This is a genomic window from Microbulbifer mixtoriginis (SeqCode), from assembly GCF_052467515.1.
Window position 1 is genome coordinate 337,014 of record NZ_CP174314.1, and the last position, 25,159, is coordinate 362,172.

A 25,159-nucleotide genomic window follows, 5' to 3' on the forward strand; every position below is an offset into this window, starting at 1 on the left:
AATGGAGCAGTTTCTCGGCCTGCGTACAGTAATTTACGGTGTAACAGATATTGCAGAGGCCCGTGCCTGGTATGCGCAGCTGCTGCAGAAAGAGCCCTATTTCGATAGCGATTGCTATGTGGGTTTTCATCTCGGCCATTGTGAACTGGGCCTGAATCCGGATGCGCGCAGCGCGATCAGCCGCGCGGATGGGGTGATCGCCTACTGGGCGGTTGCGGATATGGCCGCACAGGTCGAGCGTCTTGGAGCCATGGGTGCGCGACAACACAGCGATGTGGTGGATGTTGGCGAGGGCGTACTGATGGCGAGTTTTCTCGATCCTTACGGCAATATTATTGGCCTGATTGAGCAATCCCAGGCCGTGTCGGAGGATTCGAACCAGTAAACGGAGCAGTCCCCGTGAACAAACCACCAGTTTCCAGTTTTCGAAAATCTCCTGATAGCTTTGCCGCAGAGAGCCTTGCCCAAATTGGCCGGGGCTATGTGGCGCCAGACAGAGTCGCTCTGATTACGGGATGTTCCAGTGGTATTGGTCGCGAGCTGGCCCTGGCCTTGCATCGCCGCGGTACTATTGTTATCGCTACCGCGCGACGCCCGGAAAGCCTGCAGGAACTGGCGGACCTGGGCATCGCTACCGAAGCTTTGGATGTTAATAGCCAGGCAGATATTAACCGGGTGCTACACGCTCTCAAGGCCGCCTACGGTCGCCTGGATATATTGATCAACAACGCCGGTTACGGGCAGATGGGCCCGCTGATGGAGCTGGATACCCGCTCCCTGGAAAATCAATTTCGCACCAATGTATTTGCACCGCTGGCACTGGCGCGCGCTAGTGTGCCGTTGATGCGCTCGTGCAAGAGTGCTGTAATTTGTAATATCGGTTCCGTATCCGGTGTTTTGGCTACCCCTTTCTCTGGGGCCTACTGCGCTTCCAAAGCGGCCCTGCACACACTCTCGGAAGTCTTGCGCCTGGAACTGAAACCTTTTGGCATTCGCGTAATGACAGTGCAACCTGGGGCTATTGCCTCAGAGTTCGGTCGCCACGCGGAAGTATCACTGCGCGGTCTCTTGCCTCCGGATTCAATGTATAAGCGCCAGGAGGAGGTGGTGCGCGCCCGCGCTCAGGAGTCACAACAGAACGCCACTTTGGCTAGTTCCCTGGCGCGCAAGTTGGTACGTGAACTTCTACGCAAACGGCCGCGCACACTGGTGCGTATCGGCAATCGCAGCCGCCTGTTGCCCTGGCTTGCGCGCTGGTTACCGCATAAATTGCGGGACTGGATTTTATTGCGCCGTTTCAAGTTAAACCGTTTGGCGCACAAGGTATAAGTGAGGCTTAGGACTGCCTCCCCGGTGTTTTTCATTTGAGTGATTAATTACTTTTCTGCTCGATGCATTACTAAAATTATCCACATAAAATTTTTAGCCATTAACTAACAGTCGTGCCTGTGATTCAGCCAGTCCTTCACTTCTGAAAAACTACCGCGAAATAGGATAGGGCTGTCACGCTTTTCCATCAGGTGGTTGTAACCACCATCGTAATAATCTCGCAATAAACACATCACCAGTGGAATATAGGCCTCACTGTTTCCACTCTGTTGTAATTCTCGATTTGCATCCATAAGTTGTGCATCCAATGTTTGATGGCGTAATCCACCGAGGCGCTTGCGGATTTTACTCAGGTTGTTGCGCAGTTCTTCTCCCAATGTCGCTGCGGAGTTGCCAGCAGTTTTAAAGCGCGGCAGGGCCTCACACACATAATCTTGCACAATACGCCGGGCTCGTTGCTCCAGCGGTTCCTCCACCAGGACTCTGGGAGCGCTTTTCATGGCATTTTGTAATACTGGGGGCAGGGCACAGCGGCCAATAAGCCGGCTTTCATCCTCGATAAAAACTGGTCCGGTAGCTTGCGACAGCTTGAGTAAATCGATACCCACTTGGTTTTCAAAATCGATTTGAGAAGGCTGATCACAACCCGTACGGCCAAAGCTGGAGCCGCGGTGCTTGGCAATCCCCTCCAGATCGAGTGCGCGTTCTGCACCCTGGATTAACTCTGTCTTACCACTGCCGGTGTGACCGGCAATAACGATCAGCGGCAGCTCTTGGCTCAGGCCTTCTAGCTGGCTGAGCAGATAGGTGCGCATAGCCTTGTAGCCACCATCAATCAGTGGATAATCAATTCCCACATCTCGCAATAACTGCTGTGTAGTGCACGAGCGCAGGCCGCCACGAAAACAGTAAAGGTAACCCTGGGGGTGGCGATGAATAAATGTACTCCAAGCTTTGAGCCTATGCTCTACGACTTTATCCGTGGCTAGTTGCCATCCCAAATCAATAGCGGCCTGTTGCCCCTGCTGTTTGTACTCGGTACCAATTAACTCCCGTTGTTGGTCGTCTAATAACGGGTAGTTTTCTGCATGGGGAAATGCTCCGCGCTGAAACTCCACCGGTGCTCGTACATCCATCAGCGGAATATTGTGTAGGAATAGATCACGGTAATTCGTAGTATTTTTGCGCAAGGAGGGTCTCCAATATTGCTGTGGAGAGCTTCACTCATTAATGAGGGCTGACCACTCTGAGGCTCTTATAGAGTTAATCAAAGAAACTTTGGTCGATTGTAAGGCTTTTGCTTGTTTGTGCGCCAATCCGCTTTAGCGGTTAACCGAATAAAATGGCTCCAGGGTATGCCGCCACCAATAATTGAGGAGCTAGTAGAGCATTAGTCGCGAATACTTGTGGGTAATTAGCTAAAGGTGTATGTAACGCTTTGGGTTAATTTAGGGCAGGGCCCTTTATGCTCAATTAATAAATAAGAAGAAAAGATATGGTTAGTAATAGGGTGAGAATTTCAATAGGGAGCAGTTATTAATAATTTGGTATCCGTTATGGTTTGGATATCATAATTTTTAGTGAAATTTGACGCCACTAAAATACCTGGGCAGAAAATATCTCCGGATATTCCAATATTTTTATCTAATTTTACACTTTGCCCTATTAGCATAAGTCCAATTAAAATTTCTCTTAATTGTAATAATAAATATAGATTTCCTATTGGTCCATAAAACTATTGGAAGATTGCTCTCGACTTCCATTGAAACCGAGCCATTGAACTTGGTTGGCGCAAATTATGCCTCTAAATGATCAGTGAAGAGTGGTCTTCCGGCGCCTTTATTCCCGTCAATACCTTATCCTTGTATACCCTGAATGAGTTGCCCCGTGGAATTCTTCACGAGTGCTACATTCAGGAAATACGTATTTATGACCCTAGATCAGTTGCTTATTCTAATCATTATCGCGATTACGATAGCGCTGTTTATCTGGGGGCCTTGGCGCCACGATATGGTGGCGCTCTCTTCCCTGCTCGCTTGTGTGTTTTTTGGATTAATTCCCCCTGAAAAAGCATTTGCTGGATTTGGTCATCCGGCAGTGGTCACTGTGGCCTGCGTGCTGATCCTCAGTCGTGGCCTGCAGAATACCGGAGCTATGGGAGCCCTGGCCCAGCGGGTAGTGCCTCGAAGCGGCAATATCACAGTATCAATGTTACTCCTGACTGGGCTCGGTGCTCTTCTATCAGGGTTTATGAACAATGTGGGGGCTTTGGCGCTGTTGATGCCGGTAGCGGCGGATATGGCGGAAAAACAGGGCCTGGCTCCGGGTAAGGTGCTAATGCCCTTGTCTTTCGCCACGATACTCGGTGGCATGACTACCCTGATTGGAACGCCGCCAAACCTGGTGGTCTCCGGTTTCCGCGACAGCGCCGGGGCTGGCAGTTACGGCATGTTCGATTTCACCCCGGTGGGCTTGGCAGTGACCCTGGTTGGCCTGCTCTTTATCGGTCTGCTTGGCTGGCGCCTGGTGCCAGGTCGCGGCCAAGCGGGTGCGTCCAGTTTCGATACCGGGACCTACCTCACCGAGGCACTGGTTGGGGAAAAGAGCGCGGCAGTGGGTAAGAGCCTGGGTGAAATTGGCAAAGTATTGGGGGCTGAGGATGCACAGGTAGTCGGGTTGGTGCAAAGCGATGCTCGGGTAGCGGCAGTAGCGCCCTGGCAGCGGGTGCAAAGCGGGGACATTCTGGTAATCGAGGCAGAACCCGCATCCTTAGCAGCGAGTCTTACCAGGCTTGGACTCACCATGGTTGGTGGGGCTGAGACAGAAAAAGACAAGAAAGTGGTTGTACAGCTGGGAGGGGCAAAGCCGCTGCAGGACGAGGATTCTCGGGATAAGAGTAAGGAAAAGAGCGTCCCCGCCGGTGAGGAAATGCAGTTGCGCGAACTGGTTGTAATGCCCAATTCTATTTTGGTGGGGCGCTCGACTCAGTTTTTACACCTTTCGACCAACTATCAGATTAATCTGCTGGCCCTCTCCCGGCGCGGGCGCCGATCGGTGAAGCGCCTGCGTTCTACGCCGTTACAGGCGGGCGATGCCCTGCTGATGATGGGGCCGGATAACCATCTCAATAGGTTTGCCCGGGAACAGGGCTGCGTGCCTCTGGCTCAGCGGGATATCGGCATGCCGAACAAAGAGAAGGCAGTCATTGCCCTGCTTGCTATGGCATTGGGAGTTGCGGGTGCAGCCTTTGGCCTGGTCCCCGCAGCGGTCTCATTTGCTACCTGTGTGCTGGCTTTTATGGCACTCAAGGTTGTGCCGCTGCGAAACATTTACGAGGCCTTGGATGGCTCTGTGATTGTTTTGTTGGGCACATTGATTGCCGTGGCCGAGGTGATGGAAAGTACAGGGGCGGCGGACTTGGTGGCACAGGTGCTGCTGGATAGTTTGGCTCAGGGTAGTTCGGTATTGGCTCTGGTGTTGATATTGATCGTTACCATGACATTGTCGGACTTTATGAACAATGTGGCTACTGCGGCGGTGATGTGTTCAATTGCCATTAGTACCGCTGAACAACTGGCGGTGAATCCGGACAGCTTTCTAATGGCTGTGGCCATCGGCTCATCCTGCGCTTTTCTAACCCCGGTGGGCCACCAGAACAATACCTTGATTCTGGGGCCGGGGGGGTTCGATTTTGGTGATTATTGGCGCATGGGGCTGCCCCTGGAGATACTGGTGGTGCTTGTAAGTATCCCCATGTTGCTGTGGGTATGGCCGCTCTAAGCTCAGGCGATGGAGTCGTCCACAGGCTGCGCTAATTCTGCAAGATAGTTGCTACAAAAGCGCAGTATATCGGTCACTGTGACGATACCCACCAGTTCTCCTTCGCGCATGACCAGTACCGAGCCGATACCCGTATCGGCCATAGCCATTAGGATTTTATCCAACGGATCGTGGATATCGGCAATAAAGGGCCGGCGCGCGCACAGGTCGTGGACATAGAGTTGTTGCTCTTCCAGTCGGTGTCCGGGGGCGTTGGCCCTTTCGATATCTCCCTTGGAGATGACCGTTTCCAGGTCTCCGGCACGGGTTACTGGCAGATGACGCACCTTGTGCTCTTCCATTAGCGCAAGGGCATCCTCAACGGTGGCATCAATATCGATGTGATAGGGAAACGGCGTCATCAGAGCCGCTAAAGTGGGCATGTGATGAATATTATGGGTATTGGACATAGCGAGCGTCAGGTATCCAATGGTTTTTGGCAATGAGCGCTATAACAAAAGTCAGCGCAATAATTTGCAATTGGCGACTGCGGTTACAATATAGCCAAAATAGGGATGTTTGAATATCCTTTTGTTCAGGCGAATATCCACGCCTTTGTTACATTTTGTTAGCAATAACCGTGAAGATTCCTATTATATTCAAATGATAGAGCGTAAACGGTTGATATTTGTTGGCGAAAGATTATTATTCGCGACCTCAGCCGAGAAATATAATCAGTGTTTCGGTTTCAATACCGGAAAAGGCTGAAGTCGGCTAGCTTTTAATAATGCATTTGCCGAATATATCTAGCGCTGGAGTCGACCGGTGCAAGGGTATCTCGTTTTTCATTCGGCTAATTCGTAATATGCCGAATATAACATCACTTAACCGCCAGTAATCGGCTAGTGGTGCTGTTAACAATTTTGATATTTCGAATAACCGGACTCGACTCTGTGTCGGCCTCCGCCACAGTGTTTTCTCTGTATTTTTAATAACCGTCGTTGAGGTTTATTGAATGTTCCAGGAATACGAACAACTCGAACAGCAAATTGCCGAGCATCAGGCAAGAATCGAAGAACTGCAGGAGCAAATGGCTCAGGCAGAACGCAAAAAAGATGGCGTTATCGCGTTTGATAAGGCACTGGTTAATCTGGCTGCCGAATATCAGATGGAAGAAGAGGAATTCTTCGTTGCACGTGGCCGCCAGGTCGTTGAGTGGCTGGTAGACCAGCTGAATGATGAAGACGCTCCTGATTACGTACAGACTCTTAAGTCTCGCGTTGCCCGTCACCTGAAAAAAGAGGGTGATAGCCCCCGTCGCGGCCGCCGTGCTGCAGCTACTGCGAGCAAGTCTGCAGAGCCCAAGCTGGAAACCGGTCACTACCGCAATCCGTATACCGGTGCCACTGTAGAGAAGAAAAAGCGCAACCCTAAAGCGCTGAGCCAGTGGATCGATGAATACGGTCTGGAAACCGTTAAAGAGTGGAAGATCTAATTCCTTTCAGGTTTCCTATCCAGCACCGGTAATACTGGTGCTGGATAATCTCCACCAGGGAATTCTTTACATTTCTTAAAAATTTAAACGCATTCTCCTGTATTTCATCGAATATGGGTTTACTACCCCTATATCCTTTGCATAACCTCCAACCACTATTGGATTGAGAGTATCTTCTTGTGTTTACCCGAATTACCAGTCTGCTAATCATTGGCTTTATAAGTTCGCCTTGGGTCAACACTTGGGCGGAAAGCGCGACATCAAATACCAATAGCCAGGTTATTTATTTGGTGCGCCATGGGGAAAAAGAGCTGGGGCCTAATGCTGGCAAAGATCCACAACTAGCAAAAGCTGGCAAGGCCCGTGCCGAGCAGTTGGCGCGGATACTCAAAGGTGTGGAAATTGATGCGGTATACAGCACCGATTTTACTCGCACCAGGGAAACTGCCCGCCCATTGGCTGAACAGCGAGGTTTGCCGGTACAAAGCTATGATTACCGTAAATTAAAAGAGTTTGCCGTGGATTTGGACCAGGCCGGCGATCGAATCTTGGTCGTTGGGCATAGTAATACTACGCCGGAAATGGTGGCCCTTCTCGGAGGGGAACAAGGTGCTCCAATTAGAGAATCCAATGAATACGATCGCCTCTATATTGTTATTCGTGATCGAGGCCAGGTAACCACTCTGTTACAACGCTACGGTAAGGACAGCAGACAACATCACGTAGCTGAACTTTCACAAACGCAGTAGCCGCTTAGTTGTGTATACGCCAGTCGAGCAGCTCGCGCACAAAATCTCCAACAATCGCTGAGGCCGGTCCGTATCGGTGCTCGGTGAAAGCATCGCCCACACTGCTGGGTTCTAAATTTAATTCCACACTGTGTGCTCCCGCCAGGTTGGCACATTCTACAAATCCGGCAGCCGGATAGACATTGCCGGAGGTGCCAATACTGATAAACAGGTTGCACTGGCTCAGGGCTTCGTAAATCGCCTCCATCTGCAGCGGCATTTCCCCAAACCACACCACATGGGGGCGCAAGGTACCTGACAGTCCACAACAGTCGCAGTGATCGCTAACCAACAAATCCTCCCGCAGGGAAAACAGCTGGCCGCTGCTGCTGCAGCGCGCTTTGAGCAGTTCGCCATGCATATGGATCAGATGATGGCTGCCGGCGCGCTCATGGAGGTCATCGATATTTTGGGTAACCAACAAAAATTCTCCGGTGAATTCTTTTTCCAGTGCGGCCAAAGCCTGATGAGCTGCGTTGGGTACTACATCTCCAGATATTAGATGTTGACGACGTTCGTTGTAAAAACGCTGTACCAGCTGAGGATTGCGCTCAAAAGCTTCGGGGGTAGCGACATCTTCGATACGTTGGTTTTCCCATAGGCCGTCGGCCCCGCGAAAAGTACGGATACCAGATTCTGCGGAGACACCGGCGCCGGTCAGCACCACGATACGTTGATATTGCATAGGAAATAATTTCGTCAAGCTGCTGTGATTAGGGCATAAAAATATATTGGACAGTTTACGGAGATCAATATTTTATCGAAAGCCTGAAAGCTTTAGTTATGTAGAGCAAGAAAAATATTACGGTTGATAGGCATAAATCAGATGGCCAAGTTAAAGCGGCCAAGATTGACCGCTTAATTTATTGAGGTAACTTTTTTGGTTTCCTCAGTGTAATTTAAGACGAGGGCTCACCGCGCGGTTGGCCTGTCCAATGAGATAAAGCAACATCGCCTTTGGCCAGCCGTGGATTGCCGCCAGGTGCATGCGATAGAGTGAGCGGTAGGCAAAACCTGCAATACGCCCTTCTACGGTGAGACTGCCTTTTACCAGGGTGCCCATCAAATTTCCTACCGCAGTGTATTTACTCAGTGAAACCAGGGAGCCTCGATCCCGATAGTAAAAATGTTCCAGGGGTTTGTTCTCAATCAAAGCGATCAAATTGGAGGCGGTGAGTTTGGCCATCTGTTGTGCTGCTTGAGCGCGCGGCGGTACCCGCTGATCGTCACCATCGACGCAACTGGCACAATCTCCCATGGCAAAAATACTTGGATCAGTTTGAGTTTGCAGTGTGGTTTTCACCTCTATTTGATTGAGGCGATTAGTGGCGAGCCCATCGAGACGGTTGAGAAAATCGGGAGCTTTGACCCCAGCGGCCCAGACGCGAATCGCTGCGGGAATTTCCATGCCGTCACCGGTGGTGAGACCCGTGGGATTGGCACTCGCGATACTGCAACCGGTGAGTACGCGCACTCCCATTTTACTCAGTTCGCGCTCGGCGTTATTGCCCAAGCGCGCCGGCAGGGCCGGCAACAGGTGCGGTCCGGCTTCGACTACGGTGATATCAATAGCGTCCGAGCTGATTCGCCCATAGTTGCCCATCTGCTTGCTTGCATCCACCAGCTCTGCCGACAACTCCACTCCGGTAGCGCCGCCACCAACTATAGCAATCTGCAAGCTGTTGTTAGTGTGGGTTTCCAGGCGCAAAAAATGATTGAGAAGCTGCTGGTGGAATTTCTGTGCCTGCTCACTGCTGTCGAGAAAGACGCAATGATCACGTACGCCGTGAGTGTGGAAATCGTTGCTCTTGCTGCCGATACAGAGAACTAAATAATCGTATTCCAGTTCGCGGGAAGCCACCAACTCATGGCCCTCGTCATCCAGCACCGCCCCCAAAGTGACAACTCGACGCTTTCTGTCGAGAGACTGTAGCGCGCCGAGCTGGAATTCATAGCCGTTAGCGCGGGCGTGTACTTGATAGTTAAGGGCGTCCATATTGGCGTCTAATGCGCCAGCGGCAACTTGATGGAGCAGGGGCTTCCAGATATGGGTACGATTCTTATCGACCAGAGTAATTTGTGCTGTGGGAGAGTTGCGTCTTTTTCCCATGAACGGGGTAAAACTGAAATAGTGCCCGAGCCGCGTGGCTAGATGTAGCCCACTAGCGCCGCCGCCGATGATCACAATTTTTTTCATGGTGGGTGGTCTTCCTGTCGATTACTAATAAGCCGACTCCCCAATCTGTGAAGACCTATCGCCGCAATACATGGTTAGCGGCGCTTGTTTTGCTGTCAGTATCCTCCGCATTGGCAGTGATATCAACAGGCCCGAACAAGTGATGATAAATAGAAATAAAAGCGGAATGATTACACTTGGCTGTGTTCCGCCTCGCTATTGTGAGTGATTAACTGCCGCCAGTGGCCATCCCGACGCAGGCGTATCTTTGGCTGGGGGTTGCCCCTAGTGTTGATCACTCCGATGATGGCGGCCTGGCTGCAGCCACTCTGTAGTAGGGCGCGAACGCAGGCTTCAGCCTTACTGGCAGGAACAGCGGCGAGCAGGCCACCACAGGTCTGTGGATCAGTGAGTAGCGCCCAGTGTGGTAGGGATTGCCACTCCCGGGGGTTTTCCACAAAGGAATAGGCACTGGCGTTCTGCGGTTGTAGGCTGGATAACCAGCCGCGCTCAATGCACTGACGGGCGCCGGGAATCAGTGGCAGCGGCTCGGCGATTAGAGTGGCACTGAGCCCATCGGGTTTCAGCATTTCCAATAAGTGGCCGAGTAAACCAAAGCCCGTGACATCAGTGAGAGCGTGGGCGCCGTGTTGGGCGAAAACCCCAGAAGCGGCGGCATTGCTGTGCAGCATGGTCTCCAATGCCTTTTGCAGCCAGCGACCTTTGGCTTCCCCCATCCCCTCGGCGGCGAGAATGGTGCCGATGCCCAAGGGCTTACTCAATATCAGACAGTCTCCTGTGTGAGCCCCACATTTTTCCAGCAGTTGCTCGCGCTCAGCCAGGCCGTTCACAGTGAGGCCCAACTGCATCTCCGCTCCTTCGGCAGTGTGGCCACCGGAGAGTACGCAATGGTGGCGGTTGAGTTCGTAAATCGTACCGGCGAGCAGCTGTTGTAAGTCCCGTTGGGTGATTTCTTCTGCCGCGGTGGGCAAGGTGGCTAATACCTGTGCGCTCACCGGGCGGGCATGCATAGCGAACAGGTCAGAGAGTGCGTGCAAAGCGGCAAGTCGCCCGAACAGCCAGGGGTCTGCAACCGGGGCGCGCAGTTGGTCGGAACTCTGCACCAATAATTGCGAGGCGGGCAGGTCCATCACGGCGGCATCATCTCCAAGTCCGCGCAGTAGGTACTCAGATTGCTGTATGGGAAGCTTGGCCAGAGCGCCGCGTAGTACTTCAGGGCCTACCTTGGCACCGCAGCCATTGCAGCGCATGCTCGCCAGAGAGATGCCCTGGCGCTGGTTCAGTGTCTCGCGAGGTTGGGCGCTCGGCATCTCTTCCATGCTGATGGGTAGATCGCTAAAGCGCTGCATAAAGTTGCGATCAATATGGTCTTTCCAGCGCCACAGGGGGGCTCCCACTGCGGCAAGTCCATTACGCACCGCAACCGCGCGCTTGCCGCCACAGGCCAACAGGCTCAGAAAGCGCTTTTGCGGTCGGTAATTTTTCAATGGCTGTCCGGTGAGAGTGGCGCGCAGATTGTGAAACAGCACCGGCCCTTGCCGCACTGCGTAGACACCCGCCTTGGGCAGCGGCCCGGCGGAAAAACTGGCCACGTCACCGGCGGCAAAGATTTCCTGATGTCCCTGGGCACGCAGTTTACGGTCTACTACTACGAAGCCTTTATCGTCCAGAGCTAGCTGGGAATCCGCCAGCCAGGGGGGAGCACAAGCGTTGGTTGAGAGCAGCACCTGATCCAGGTCGAGTAACTCGCCATTGTTGTTGCGTACGCCCTGCTCAGTAATTTCTGATACCGGCCAGTTGTGATGTATCTCTACGCCGAGGCTATCGAGCTCACGGGCCACTAATTTTCGCGCGAGAAAAGGATAGCCTTGGGGGATTTCATCAGCTCCGTGTATCAGGTGTATTTGTACGCGCCCGGAATAGATCTGCTCCTCCAGGCTATAAGCCATTGCCATGGCCAGTTCGCAACCACCAGCACCGCCGCCGACAATACCCAGGCGCAGAGATGTGCGATTTTTCTGTACATGTCTCTGCAGTTTTTGCCAGAAGTTGTAAAAATGTCCGATAGGCTTGATGGGGATTGCCAATTCTGAGCCGGGCAGCTCACGCACCGGGGTGGCACCGACATCCAGGGACAAGAGGTCGTACTCTAATGGTGGACGCCCGAGCAGGGATACCGTGTGCGCCTTTACGTCGATATGGTGGGCACAGGCCTGAATAAAACGAGCGCCTGCAGCGCGACACAGGCGCGCCAGATCGATATGGGTGTCATCCAGTGAATAGTGGCCCGCTACCATCCCCGGCAACATGCCGGAATAGGCGGTTTGGATTTGTGGAGAAACCAATGTCAGGCGCGCACCCGGCAGCGGGTTCATTGCCCACATTTGCAACACAATGGCATGGGTGTGGCCACCGCCGACCAGAACGATATCCTGATAGTTAGGATGCTCCTGCATTTTTGCTCACTACTGATTTCTGCAACAGTTGCTGGGGTAAAGCCATTGCCCGCCAGCCAAATTCTCCCGCCGTGCAAATTCACTTCTGGATAAATTTTAGACAGCGTGAGTTGGGGCGAGACTGATCACACGACGTCAGCCTTCATTATCGCGAATCGCGACGCCAGGGTAAAAAAAACTGTGGGGCTGGTCTTTACTTTATGGGCTTGGCTGTCGTTGCAGCTTGCGTTCAACTCATTTCGCGGCGCGATTTTTCCAATGCCAACAGAGCCTGCCCGTCATAATGCCCGCTTTCATCACCTGCTGTGGTGGTTGATTGGCGGATTATTATTGCTGGAAGGCTTTTCATTCGTGCTTTCCGGTTTGGTACGCGATAAGGCCAGTACATGGATGGCCGAACGCGGACTGGATTTTCAGGCGCAACACTTTCGAGTGTCTCTGCTGGACTTAAGCTTGTTGCTTGTGGATGCGCGTGCAATCAACCGCGAAGGGAGAGGGTTTTCCGCCCAGGAAATTCTGCTGGATTACAGTTGGTGGCAGTTGCTGCGTGGTCGCGCCAATCTGCCTCGAGTCTCTATTAGTGGCGCCTATATGGATCTGCAATCTGTGCCGGGAGAATGGCGCAGAGAATGGGAGGTGGGCGGCTGGGATTTGGCACAGGTTGAGCGCAAGGATAGGGATTTTAAGCTGGCAATTGAGCGAGCACGAATTCGTAATAGCGAACTCTGCTATTTACACAAGCCCATCTGGTCTACAGCCTCCTGCGTTTACATTGGCGATATAAGAGCGCGGGATTTCACCCTGGGGCTGTGGCGCAAAGGAAATGCTCCCCTAAAAGTTGATATTGCCGCTGCTGGGATTGAATTACACGAATTATTAGCCAGAGAGAGAAAGTCTGGGCGATATAACACTACTTTGGCGCATCTGCACTTGAAGTCTGGGGATTTTCGTTGGCCTAGTTTGCGCACCGAAGCGGATGCCTTCCACGCAGAATTTTTTTCCAGTTGCCCGCCACAACAGTGGGCCGATGCGATTCACGGATTACAGCGCTTGATCGGCCACTGTGCCGCAGCGCGTCGTCTGAAAGTCGCTGGGGATTTAAAATTTGATTTTGGTCGTGTCGCTATGGCGCAGTGGCGCCGTGCCAATGGCGAAGGTGTTTTATTGCGGCGCAGCGATCAGCGTTGGCAGGACTGGCGCGCAGAAACCATTACTATCCGCGATTTTGATTATGTTCGCCCGATTAAACGGCTGCGCTGGCGTCGTGCGGGCGCTACCGCCTTCGATTGGTGTCCACAGCACTTACGCGATGCCAAACACCACTTTTGTGTGCGAGCCACTACCCTGAATCTCCCCGGTCCTACCAAGTTTGACTGGAATCAACCGCTCAAAATAATTACCGGTCCCAGTCGCGCCCAACAGGTGCGCTATGTGGATGTCGCCCAGCCCCACAGGCAGCCTCTGACAGCACAGCAAGCTCGGCTGGGTCCACTGGAGTTTGATAAGGCCAGCCGAATTCTCTCAGTGGGCAGTTTATCGGTGGATAGTGCCAGCGGCTGTGTGCCCGGTGAATTGTGGGGTAAACCCGACCACTGCGTGCGCTTAGCTGGTTTACGTGGAGAGGAAAAAGTGGCGCTGCGTTTTGGTTCGCAGTCAAAGTCGATTCCATGGGGAGCTGCTAGTGGGCCAATGTATCTGGGACAGATGCAGCTAGAGGGATTGGCAGAAGAGAGGCTGCGACTGCGTCAATTAAAATGGGAGGGTATCGACACTTTAGCATCGGATACACCTTACTCTATTCAGGATTTTTCCCTGGAATCCCTTTCCGGTTGTTTATCGCGAGGCTTGCTGCCTGAGGGCTTGGGGCCCTTGTGCGCCCAGCTCAGCAGTCTTAAGGGACGAGGTAATTTTGCCTGGCAACCAGGTGAGGATGGGTATGCCATTTTTGGCAAATTGGGGGTGCAACGACTTATGTTGGGGGAAACCCCCAGCGGTAATAAAGGGCTTTTACTACAGAAAATGGCCAACGGCAGCGGATATTTTCGCCGCGAAGCCGTTGAAGATCCCTGGGCTGCCAGCGCCATGGCATCAAGTATCGGCCCGATAGACGCGGATTATGGTACGGAGAAGGGCAATCTAGAGGAACAGGGGCCTCAGGCCAGTAACCAAATGGCCAGTGTGAATGCGCCAAACTTCAAACTGGAAAATGCCAGTTTGCAGCGCTTAGATGGTTGCTTACCAGACTCCTGGGCACGGTTAATTTACCGGGATTCTCTGCCACTTGAGGAAATGCCCACTTGCTTTGACTTTCGTGACTTGCGCCAGCAACAGCCTCTTCGCATTGCTTGGCGCGGAGGCTTTGATATTGCCACTGCAGAATTTTCTATCGAGCGTGCTCTGGCACACACGACGCAAAATCGCTCCCTGCTAAATATTGAAGACCTGAATTTACCACTGGTTAGAATCCGTTATTTACCAGCAGCGGCGCTCAGCACTTATATCGCCTTGCCTGAAAGTGCACTGGAAATACTGGATATTTGCCTACCGGATATCGCGGTACTTTCTGATATTCACATTCGCTGTATAGACCTGCAGAAGTTGCATTTAGGCGAAGCCTTCCACTTGGAGTTTGGTCGACAGCAAGCATCGGCCAATTTGAATGACTCCAGCATTGCTCAGATTCAACTGCTGGAGATGGACGGAATAGCTGCGCTGGATATTCAACAGCTTTCTCTGCCAGAATTGGAATTTCTCTGGTCCCGCAATGGTGCTGCCACTTCAGAAATAAAGTTTGACAAGCTGTCTGCAGAGTCCCTTTTGGCTTGTCTACCACAGCGACAGGGCATAATGGGAAAACTCCCCCATTGTATATACAGTCGGGACTTGCACTCTATCAATAGCAGTGGGGTGTCACTGGGAGTGACAGAATTTACCCGTGCTGCCTCTGCCGAGCCCATTTGGCAGTTTGCAAAACTTGACATTCCTCGGATTTATTTTTCCCCCGGCTCCATCGATCTCTACGATTTAACGATCGACAATATCTTAGTTTGTGGTTTACAGCGCCTGTTCCCTAGTGAAATCGATAGGGCAAACCTGGCTGACTGTATTGAAACACCACAGATAAAATTTACGGGTAACCCAATTAGTATCGGCTTTGAAAGTAGCATTGATCGGATTAGTTCTGGCGCTGTTTACACTGGTCCAATCGCTTTTTGGCAAAAAGGCAGAGATTTCCTGCAGGCAGGCCTGCAACAGTTGAGTTGGCGGGGAGTCAACTGGAATGGTGGGAAGGACTTTTCTGTTGCCGACTTAAAGATTCTCAATACCCGGGTGTGCCTGCCAGACTCCGGCAAGATTGTAACGATAGAAAGGCTTGAGCGATCCAGAGCTGGAGATACGCGGAGCTGTTATGGCGTCGATGAGCTGTATATGCCAGGTTTGCAGCGCGTATCCCTAAGTCGGCCTTTTACTCTTGAGGGCTCCTTACATTTAGCTGGTCTCTCTATTCCACGCAAAAGTACTGAGCCAATTAAAATACCCAACTTTCAGCTGGATAATATCTCTTTTGAGGGGGAGGCACTGGTACGGGTGCAGGGTGCCAGTGGCTGTTTACCCGCCGGACTTTTGAAAGACAAAAATATTGCCCCTTGTTATCAGTTGAGCCAATTACGCTTGGGAGGTATGGAAAGTCTACAAGGGGCGACCGGGAGGGTTTTTCTGCTCAGGGACATCAGTGTGGCGGAAATACAAATGCATGAGAAGGGCTTTACGCAAGCATTGTCTTTCCCGTTGTTGAAGACGCAGAGATTGCAAGTGGAGCAATTGCGTTTGGAGGGACGATCTCTAGGAGTACAACAACTACGGCTTCTGAGTATCGCCAGCTGTATTCCCGCCGGTTATTTTGATCAAGGGATTCATTGCTTCAAACTCGGAGCCGTTGAGTTGGATGGTAACTTCAATGGCGTACACGGGCTAACTCTTCCACTGTTTAAGGTTGAGAATATTGATCTTTTTTCACCACGAGGCGAATTATTAGTAGAGGGGGAGAGTATAGAGATTGCCCACTTTTCTATGAATTCAGAAGAATGGTACTTCGCCTGGGGGGAGGCCGTACATTTCCATTTCTTCAACCGGGATCCTGGTGTTCCCGAGTTTGAACGCCACAGTACCATTGGGGACTTTAGACTGTTGCATATTAAAGGCTTGAGTTTCCATAAGCGTATGGAGTTATTGACGATTGATTTTATCGATTTCCTGCGCCCACGTTTTATCTTGTTGAGGGATGAGCAGGGTCAGTTTCCGGTAACCTGGGAGATTGCCGAACTGCGAGGGATACCGATTAATCAATATCTGCATAGGAAGAAAAAACACCGGCCTCCACTCTTATACCATATTGGTGATATCCACCTACGCCATGGTACTTTTACCTGGGTGGATCGAAAACATGAGTTTCGCGCACGGCTGCCAGTACGCGATATCAATCTTAATCTCAGCGATATCAGTAATGTGGGGGAGCATCCTCCAGCTGTGATTGTCGCGAATGGCCGCCCCGGTGGATTTGGCGATATTCAATTAGGGGGGACAATAGACTACTTGGGGCAAAAAAAATGGAATGCGGATCTGACCGGTTACTTAGCTAATGTAAATCTGATACCGGCTACGCCTTATATGGCCAAGCTACTCGGTTTCAAGATACTGCAGGGGCAGATGGATGCGGTGGTGAATATCCATGTCTATGAAAATCAATTAAATGCCTTTGCCGATGTGGTGTTGGAAAAAATAAAGGTTCGGCGTGTACGAAAAGATGATCAATTACCAGTTAAGAAGAGGTTTATCCCTCTGAACCTTGCCCTTTGGTTGTTAAAAGATGGTAAGGGGAATGTGAAATTTGGTATGCCCGTAACCGGCAATATCCGCGATCCAAAATTTTCTATGGAGTATGTCTTCAGCGAGTTATTACATAAAGCCATTATGGATGCTTTATTTAGTTACTTCACCCCCTATGGTATTTATCTTTTGGCTAAATTGGCCTGGGGGCGATTTATGGCGAAGTCCTTTGATTCTATCGATTTTGCTCCCGGCAGTGCGGAGTTAAGTGGATTGGCGCTGGCACAACTTCAGCAAATGGTTGCAGTGTTACATAAACATCCGGATGCACGTCCTGGTGTTTGTGGTATTGCCAATGCCAGGGATTGGAATGCAATGTACCCAAATTCAACAATTGGTCTACGCGGTAGTCGCAGATTTTTATCAAATTTCTACCGTAGGCCGCCGATTTTCTTGCGTGAAGAATTCGAGAAGCTAGCTTTAGAACGCAGTCGAAAAGTTGAGCGCTATTTGATTGATGCAGGTATCCCGGCTGCTGAGCTTATTCCTTGCGCACCGGATTATATGGGACGTGACTTTGGTGATCCAAGAGTTGAATTTTCTAATTAATATCAGTGGTATATTTCTAAAGAAAGTTGATATTTGATGGGGTGCCTTATTCTCTATGGTGGAGATATATCATCCTCTTGGATGAGTGTTTAGTAGAAGTTTAAGTGGCTATATTTATCAGTGTGGAGATATGTTGTTATTAATAAATGAAATACTTTCTATATTCTAGCTTGCTTTATTTATCAATAAAATCTGCAAGATATTCTATGTTTTTTCAGTGAAGTTTGGGTTATAAATGCCCAAAAGGTAAATCATATTATCATATTTTGAAGTGCTTCTCAATTTTGTGACATAGTTGGGATGAGTATACCTCTCTTTGGGTAGTGCTATTTACTACTGATATTGCGACTATCTGTCAACTTATTTACTGCTATAAGTATTCAGGGATTGAATATGAGAATAATTATATTTTTCCTACTGCTGTTCTCAAGTTCTTCATTTGCTATTGAGCAGCAGCAACCTCTAAAAACCATGTCTACATGCCTGGTTATGAATAAATGGAGCTCCTGGGGGATGTGGGAATTCCAGGTTTATGCTATGGCCAGAGAAAAAATCTTAATTGGTAATAAAGAAAACCACTTTCTTATTACGGCAGACGAACCAGGTTTTCGTCATATCGTTGCGGGGGAAGTAGTGGCAAATTACCCAGAGGCAATCACCCTGAAAGCGCTTGGTAGCCAGTGTATGGAAAACTGCCCAGAGAATCACACTAAAAGAATTAACTGGTTCAAGCGCCGTTGTAAGTTTTATGAGTCTTAGATTGCCCTGTGGCAACAGTTAGTAAGTGTACGCTTCTATAGCTTTACAGAAGAGAGAGGAAAATATGAGTGATACTAATCCAGTACAGGGAAGCTGCCTGTGTGGTTCTGTGACCATCAAGGCCGAGCTGCCTTCTTCTGACCTTGGAGTCTGTCACTGTAGCATGTGTAAAAAGTGGAGCGGTGGTCCACTGTTGGCGGTGGACTGCCAGACCAGTGTGGAAATCTCTGGTGAGGAGCATGTATCTGTATTTGACTCTTCGGACTGGGCTGAACGCGGTTTCTGTTCCAATTGTGGCTCCCATCTCTTCTACCGTTTAAAGGAAACCCAGCAGTATTCAGTTCCTGCGGGTATCTTCGAACTTCCCCCAGAAGTGACAATGACCCATCAGATATTTATTGATGAAAAGCCCACATACTATAGCTTTGCCAATGAGACCAGAAACATAACCGGCCTGGAGCTGGTCACTGAATTTTCCGGAGAGTAAGTGATCACACACTCCTGGTTACTTTTGGGGGGACCATTTGTCCCCCTTTAAGGTTACTATTGTTCGCTAACAGCGCTATCGGTTTGAAAGCGGCTGTGCCCATAGCAAATCGTGGGTAATTTGGGCTATCTGGAAGCAGCATTATCAAGCTGTGAAAAGGGCCTGAAAATTTGCAATGATCAAGTAGTAATAGGGAGTGGCAGAGTGCCATGACAGAAACACAGATAGTAGAAATTTTCCTGGCCAATCAGTGGTGGTCCATAATCGCCTTGGTAGTATGTGTCATAGGTGTGACCCTGTGTTGGTTTGGGGGCCTAATGGCTGCATTGACTGCCTTGGGTAATAAGCACTGGGTTTGGGGAATTGTCACTATATTTCTTGGCCCGATTACCGGAATTCCCTATGCGTTGCGGTATAAAGAAGCGGAGTATGCTCGCTCTTTGATGCTTCGAGGAGTATGGGTGTTGTTGGTTGGTTTGGTTATTGCTATTTTGGTTTTATTTTTAGGCCGCTAGATTTATTGCGCGTTACTTTTAAGTAGCGCGTATCTCTCCCGGAATATTTCCCTACTACATTTTCCTGCTACATTTCTTTGCTACTGCAGACTGTTTTAATTGCAGGATTTATGAGATTACATTTTTTAATCTTTAAGGTTGAGTGTGATTAACTTTAGTGTTGATGCCTGCTCTGTGCTTAAAGGTTCTATATATAATTTTTTGATGTTGCTGTGTTTTTAGGGTGTTGAAAATATAAGTTATTTTTGTTCGGGTTAATTATTTCTTAATTGTGGTTTTTTTAAATTGCAGGAACCTCTTAAGTTTTGATGTCGGTTTGAGTGGGGTGTTTAATTGTTCTTGTTGAATTTGTTCAAGGTTTTCTGAAATTTTAATTTTGTTCGTTTTTTTGTGTAAAAGCTTTCGCTAGGCTTGTTTGTTTTTTAGGTTAGTGGAGAAAAATCTATTTTTCAGTTTTTAAATAGGATATTTGTACCATTTTGAGGTTATTAATATCCTTTTTCTGTGTGTGGAAATAAAAATAAATAAAATAATTGGCGTGTTTTTCTTGAAAGAGGTCCTTGCTCGTCGATAGAATTCGGCGTGTATTTTATTGTTGGGGATTCCGCAATAAACTGTCTTTAAAGGAATGATGGGTGCTTAAGGGAGGAAAGTCACATGTGTTGTTGTTTTTAGTAGCTGCTTTTGGGTTCTTTAAAGGTGAAGAGCTTTCTATTTGCTGTTGTTTTTGAGGTTGAGGTTTTTATTTTTCGATCTGTTTAGATCTCTGTCGTTTGGTTTTTTAACATGTTGACTTTTGTTCGTAACTTTTTTGTGCTGCAGGTTTTAAGTGTCAGTGCTATTGCTTATGGGTCTGCCTTGAGCGGGCCGGACATAGATATTGATGGTAAGTATTTTCTACAGCCTCAGAGTACCTTTAAATTTGGTACGATGGCTCTTTATTTGAGAGAATACAAAAATGGGAACTACACCCGAAATATCTCTTTGATGTCTCCAGGTGATGGTGATCCCTCAGGAGCTTATATAACTGTATCTTCGGCGGGTAAATATTATTATGAGTACTGGCATGAGTATTGCCAAGTAGGTGATATTGGATTTCCACCAGAAGAGGTTACATCGTGTCCGGCAAATCAGTTTAAAAAAGTTAAGTTAGGCACTCATACCGTTAACGTTATATTTCAACCAGCAGCGCCCTCCAGTATCAATTACGGCACTTTCGATAGTGATGGGGCTTACAAGGTTAGCTGGTCTTCCAGTACTGGTGCAGGCCGGTATGAGCTCTACCGTAGGGTAAATAGTGGCTCTTGGAGCAGGGTTTATAACGGTTCTGGAACTAGCTTTAATGAAAGTGGCCGCTCTAGTGGTAACTACCAATATCGTGTACGAGCCTGTAACACCGCAAAGAATTTATGTGGTGCTTATAAGAACGGCGGAACCATAAAGGTAGAGCTGACTCCATCAACCCCAACCTCTATCACTGTTCCCAGTTATACCTCCTCTAGCAGCGTTAATATCAGCTGGGCTGCCAGCAGCGGGGCTACTCGCTACGAGGTACAACAACGCAAGGATAACGGCAGTTGGTCCGGCAATATTTATTCTGGTTCATCTACCAGTACAACGGTTTCTTCCCTGAGCCATGGTAGTACTTACCGCTTTAGAGTGCGGGCCTGTAATACCACTTGTTCTGGCTATCGAGAAAGTAAAGATTTAGAAGTCTATTTCCGTCCTGGCGTACCAACACCTAAATTAAATACCACCACCAGCCTCGATGGTAAATATACTGTCAGCTGGAATACCAAGCAGTTTGCCACCAGTTATCAGTTGGTCGATGGCAGTGGCTCCACTCTGTACAATGGTTCTGGTTTAAGTAAGAGTTTCTCTGGTGTTAGCAATGGCTCTTATAGCTATAAGGTTCGCGCTTGTAATGCCAAGGGCACTTGCTCCAACTACTCCTCGTTAGTAACGGTTAAAGTCGATCGCGCTGTTGGTGTGCCCGTAGCCTCAGCTTCGCCAACCAACAGCTGGGATGGCAAGGTCAAGCTTAGCTGGAGCGAAGTTAAAAAAGGCGGTCTTACCGTTGAATATCAAGTGGTAGACAGTGCAAATAAGCAGCTTTATCGCGGCACTGCACGCAGCTACCAGCTGAGTAACTTGCAAGACGGGCGCCACTGCTACCGGGTGCGTGCACTGACCTCAACAGATCAGTCCAACTATTCACCGGAAGCCTGCGCCACCGTAGCGTTACTGAAGCCACCTGTAGCGCCTAGTTATATCACTGTACCTTCCTCTACTGGCGAAGCTTATACCGTGAGCTGGCCATCAGTTGCCGAAACTGATAGTTATCTGCTGCAGCAACGTATGAATAATGGCAGCTGGAAAACCGTGTATAACGGTGCTGGCAACAGCTATAAATACAATGCCTCTCCATTAGTATTCGGTACGCACGATTATCGCGTACAGGCCGCGAACAAAGCGGGCTCTTCCGACTTTAGTAATACCTTCACGGTAACGATGGAGCTGGATCCCACGGTACAGATTCGCAAGCAGCTGTACTACAACGAAGCCGATCAGGTACCTGCGGCCCAGGAAAATCCTGCCCAGGGTATTTTCTCCCGGGATAGAGCGGCCTTCCGCTACCTGGATCTGATGTATATCGTTGATACCAACACCAATACGGTGATTAACCCTTATGCCAGTGGTGAAGCCACGGTTGAATTTTCCAGCCTGTATGACACTGCCGAGCGTAACCGCGCTACAGAGGTAGAAGCGTTTATTTTTGAGCAGCTCACTCATCATCCCAACAATGAAAACCTGCAACGTTTCACGCTGGATGTTTACTACGATCGCGCGGTAGCGGAAATGATCCTGGCTAATGAAGCCCTGGATAATGCCCGTATTAGCCGCCTGCGTAACGAAGCGGTAGAGGTCGAAGTTGGCCATATAGAAACTGCACACCAGTTGTTGAAGGATGCCCTGGAGCAGTACAACTCCCTGCTGACCTATGCACCGGAGTTTTTAGCACAATGGGGTCCCTCCCGTGGTCAAATTAGCCCCCGCTACTACGACCCCAATGACCTGGCACAAAAAGATGTAACCCCAGCAGAATTACTGTTCACCGGTTACAAAGATGTCACCATGCTCTATCAGCTGATGAGCAAATTGGCTTCTACTAAAGTGCAGCAAGCGCGTCTGGCCGTCGTTGCCGGACAGACCAATACCACCCTGCTGGCACAAATGGTTGACGAGATGAATACGCTGCGCAGTGAGTTGATTGCTAAAGAGCAATCATTGCGTGCGATCTTCCCGAATACCGACTTTACCCAGGTGCAAGGTTTCTCTGGTCTGCCCGAAGCGGTGTATGCATGGCAAACCCATCTCAGCGATTTGGAAAACTCCGTGAGCTGGCTCACGGGCGAAACCAATATTCTGGGCCTGCCACAGGACTCAGTGTTGCTGGTACAGGGTTACGGTATCGATGGCAACACCGTGTTTGATTCCTTCAATGCACTGAGTGACTTCCTCGGTAATGACAGCAGTGGCCCTATTGCCACCGCACAGAATAGTCTCGCCGCCGCAAAAACCAGCTACGAGAACTACCGCCACAGTGCCGACAAGCTGGCCACGGAATATACCGACCGCCACCAGCAGTTGGGCAACTGGCTGTACAGCCTGTTGGGCTTGGAGTTCCCAAGTAACTGCTTTAGCAAAGACTGCATTATTGTTGAAGAGTCTGCACAGCAAGGTAGTGAAATTGCGTTGCAGGCAAACAATATCGATATCGCGCAAATCGCATTGAGCAACAACCTGCAGCGTATGGAAGACCTGCTGAGTGCGATTGAAATCGAAATCGAGCGACGTGCGGAGGAGGAAGGTATCGTCGACGGCATGTCGAAGATCATCCTGGATTACGGCTCCAAGCAGGAATCCATTTCTAAGCAAATCACCAAGATTCGTAAAGAAGCGGAGAAATCCAGAAAACGCGATGGCTTCCTGAAAGTAGTGGGTGGTGCAATTAAAGCCTACTACACCGGAGATACAAGCACGCTAGAGCAAGGTATCGATCAGGTGGTTTCTAGTCATATCAATCTCAAGAGCATTAAAGATATTGGCAAGCTAGAAGCAATGAGTATTCGCTTGGGTGCAGAAGAGCGAGCGAAGCTGAATGACAGCAGCAATAAATTGTTGGATGTAGAAAGCCGAGCGCGCGTGCGCACCATGTGGCTGGAGGCAAATACCATCGCGCTGGATATTGCCCAAGCGGAAGCTACGGTTGAGCAAGAAGTAGAACGTTTAGTCGGCATGCTGAATCAGGCACAGCGGGTTATGAACCAAATGTTCACTACTAATGCCAATCTGGCTGAACGTTATTTTGCTGACCCGATCCATGCCAGCCGCCTGACTACGGAAATGTTGCGTGCAGAGCGTCACTTTGAGGAAGCGCAGAAGTGGTTGTTCTACGCGGCCAGTGCGCTGGAATACAAGTGGCAAGAATCGTTTGTGGGATCAGTGACTGGCTCCAGAAAGGAAGACATTTTCCAAGTGCGCAATGCCCAGGAACTGAGGGATTTCTATAGTGAGCTTTTGACCTTCGATCAACTTCATAAGCTTGGAAGTATAGAGCAGGCGACGGACACCTTCTCTCTGAAGGATGATGTGTTCGGCTATGTGGATAAAATCAATGGTATTTCACAAACCTATGCACATCCGGACCCCGCTCAACAAGACGGTCCGCGGCTGAGCCCGCAGCAAGCCTTGCAGGAAAAGCTGCGCCTGTTGTCGCGTAAATACGGCAGTGATACCTGGGTAACCGTGGAATTTAGTACTGTGAAAGAATTACCGCGCAGTAACTTCTTCCTGGGGCCGGTTATTGCCGACAACGGTGATTTGTCTTGCTTGGCAACTGGTGGTAATTACCTGGATAAAATTGAAACCGTTGGTCTTAATATCCCCCTTGCATATAGCGTTAGTGGTGAAACCGAAACGCCTGCATTTTTGACTTATGGGGGCACTAGTTTCCTGCGTAGTAAAACTCCGGGAACTCTGGTGGAAAATGCGGATGGAGTTGGTATTCAGGACGAGTTTATAACTCATAGCACTCGATTCTGGGATGCCGTTGAGGGAACTGGGCTGGCGTTCAGAAATAGCTACCGTGTTTCTATGTCTGCGAACTTGGATGTGCTTAATAGTGGCACTGGTTCAAATTCCACGATTACCAGTGCATTTAAAGAACGCAGTGTCGCCGCCACTGGCTGGCGCTTGTCGCTCAAGTTGGCAGACCGTTATGGTTCACTGGTAGACCTCAATGCGGTTAAAGATGTTGAGTTGATCTTTAACCATCGTTTTAAACCGAGAAATGTTGATAGCTGTGGTGGCGATGATGGCACTGGTCCATTGTTGCTACTGCGTAAACCTGTAGTTCATTAATCTTATAAATAGATGCATCTCACATTGTGTGAGGTGCATCGTTAATTATCTTAACCTTCTTGTGCTTAAGTTTTTGTGCATATTTCGTTGTGCTTGTTAGGTTATTTTATGAATAGAGTATTTAATATTTAGCATGATAAAGATATTCAAATTGACAGGCCCACTATTTGCCGTTGGGTTTGTGTCTTTTAGTTTCTTGCCACAACATGCCCAGGCCGGGTGTAGGATTGATGGTGAGCATTCTATAGGTGGATCTAGGGGACAGGTTGTTTACGACTGTTTTGTTCAATTGCCATCTAGCTTCACACTCAGCTATTCAAATCGTAAGGCGACATTAGCCTGGAAAGAGTATACGCTCACCAGCGGAGAAACCAGACATGAAGATTACTCTCTTATTCAAACATTTAATGGCAAAGAGACAGTTTTAGATGGCTATCCTCCTTCAACTGGTTCTCGTGTTGTTAATTTAACAGCCAATGGTACTTATTCTTTTTGTTATAAAGCGGAAGGGGAG

Annotated in this window: 15 protein-coding genes; 10 read left to right on the plus strand and 5 right to left on the minus strand. The window is 49.5% G+C overall.

Annotation, left to right across the window (positions count from 1 at the left end):
- The first annotated feature begins 1 nt into the window (after position 1).
- Positions 2 to 385 (plus strand): VOC family protein, encoded by a 384-nt coding sequence (locus tag ACJJIT_RS01460; RefSeq protein WP_444887301.1) that lies wholly within the window; start codon positions 2 to 4, stop codon positions 383 to 385.
- 14 nt (positions 386 to 399) lie between these two features.
- The gene (locus tag ACJJIT_RS01465) at positions 400 to 1,329 is read left to right on the plus strand and encodes an SDR family oxidoreductase (protein ID WP_444882884.1); all 930 of its coding nucleotides are present in this window, start codon (positions 400 to 402) and stop codon (positions 1,327 to 1,329) included.
- 104 nt (positions 1,330 to 1,433) lie between these two features.
- Here the strand turns inward: ACJJIT_RS01465 and mnmH are convergent, their stop codons facing one another.
- Complete coding sequence (gene mnmH, locus ACJJIT_RS01470) at positions 1,434 to 2,519, minus strand: tRNA 2-selenouridine(34) synthase MnmH (protein WP_444899723.1); 1,086 nt, start codon at positions 2,517 to 2,519, stop codon at positions 1,434 to 1,436.
- A 739-nt stretch (positions 2,520 to 3,258) separates the two neighbouring features.
- Between mnmH and ACJJIT_RS01475 the strand changes: the two genes are divergently transcribed.
- Positions 3,259 to 5,109 (plus strand): SLC13 family permease, encoded by a 1,851-nt coding sequence (locus ACJJIT_RS01475; protein WP_444899724.1) that lies wholly within the window; start codon positions 3,259 to 3,261, stop codon positions 5,107 to 5,109.
- Positions 5,110 to 5,111: 2 nt separating this feature from the next.
- Here the strand turns inward: ACJJIT_RS01475 and ACJJIT_RS01480 are convergent, their stop codons facing one another.
- Positions 5,112 to 5,558, minus strand: coding sequence for a CBS domain-containing protein (locus ACJJIT_RS01480; protein ID WP_252083444.1), 447 nt, complete (start codon positions 5,556 to 5,558; stop codon positions 5,112 to 5,114).
- 545 nt (positions 5,559 to 6,103) lie between these two features.
- Here ACJJIT_RS01480 and ACJJIT_RS01485 point away from each other — a divergent pair.
- Positions 6,104 to 6,583, plus strand: coding sequence for a DNA binding protein (locus ACJJIT_RS01485; RefSeq protein ID WP_252083443.1), 480 nt, complete (start codon positions 6,104 to 6,106; stop codon positions 6,581 to 6,583).
- Between the two features lie 179 nt (positions 6,584 to 6,762).
- Complete coding sequence (locus tag ACJJIT_RS01490; RefSeq protein ID WP_444899725.1) at positions 6,763 to 7,332, plus strand: SixA phosphatase family protein; 570 nt, start codon at positions 6,763 to 6,765, stop codon at positions 7,330 to 7,332.
- Between the two features lie 4 nt (positions 7,333 to 7,336).
- Here ACJJIT_RS01490 and cobB read toward each other — a convergent pair whose 3' ends face one another.
- The 3 genes from cobB to selD all read right to left on the minus strand — a co-directional run bounded on the left by cobB (position 7,337) and on the right by selD (position 12,024).
- Positions 7,337 to 8,056: a Sir2 family NAD+-dependent deacetylase gene (cobB, locus tag ACJJIT_RS01495; protein WP_444899726.1), complete on the minus strand. Its 720-nt coding sequence runs from the start codon at positions 8,054 to 8,056 to the stop codon at positions 7,337 to 7,339.
- A gap of 204 nt (positions 8,057 to 8,260) precedes the next feature.
- Entirely contained in the window at positions 8,261 to 9,568 is a 1,308-nt protein-coding gene (locus ACJJIT_RS01500; RefSeq protein ID WP_444899727.1) for an NAD(P)/FAD-dependent oxidoreductase, read from the minus strand.
- A 170-nt stretch (positions 9,569 to 9,738) separates the two neighbouring features.
- Positions 9,739 to 12,024 carry a selenide, water dikinase SelD gene (gene selD / locus ACJJIT_RS01505; RefSeq protein ID WP_444899728.1) on the minus strand — a complete coding sequence of 762 codons (2,286 nt, stop codon included), beginning with the start codon at positions 12,022 to 12,024 and terminating at the stop codon, positions 9,739 to 9,741.
- Between the two features lie 258 nt (positions 12,025 to 12,282).
- Between selD and ACJJIT_RS01510 the strand changes: the two genes are divergently transcribed.
- The 5 genes from ACJJIT_RS01510 (at position 12,283) to ACJJIT_RS01530 (ending at position 24,645) form a co-directional block, all read left to right on the plus strand.
- A complete protein-coding gene (locus ACJJIT_RS01510) occupies positions 12,283 to 17,460 on the plus strand; it encodes a DUF748 domain-containing protein (RefSeq protein ID WP_444899729.1) in 5,178 nt (1,725 codons plus the stop codon).
- A 393-nt stretch (positions 17,461 to 17,853) separates the two neighbouring features.
- Positions 17,854 to 18,219, plus strand: a complete 366-nt coding sequence (locus tag ACJJIT_RS01515; RefSeq protein ID WP_252083437.1) for a hypothetical protein — start codon at positions 17,854 to 17,856, stop codon at positions 18,217 to 18,219.
- Positions 18,220 to 18,283: 64 nt separating this feature from the next.
- Positions 18,284 to 18,706 carry a GFA family protein gene (locus tag ACJJIT_RS01520; protein WP_252083436.1) on the plus strand — a complete coding sequence of 141 codons (423 nt, stop codon included), beginning with the start codon at positions 18,284 to 18,286 and terminating at the stop codon, positions 18,704 to 18,706.
- Between the two features lie 209 nt (positions 18,707 to 18,915).
- Positions 18,916 to 19,221 (plus strand): hypothetical protein, encoded by a 306-nt coding sequence (locus tag ACJJIT_RS01525; protein ID WP_444882875.1) that lies wholly within the window; start codon positions 18,916 to 18,918, stop codon positions 19,219 to 19,221.
- 786 nt (positions 19,222 to 20,007) lie between these two features.
- Positions 20,008 to 24,645, plus strand: a complete 4,638-nt coding sequence (locus tag ACJJIT_RS01530; RefSeq protein ID WP_444899730.1) for a fibronectin type III domain-containing protein — start codon at positions 20,008 to 20,010, stop codon at positions 24,643 to 24,645.
- Positions 24,646 to 25,159: the final 514 nt, after the last annotated feature.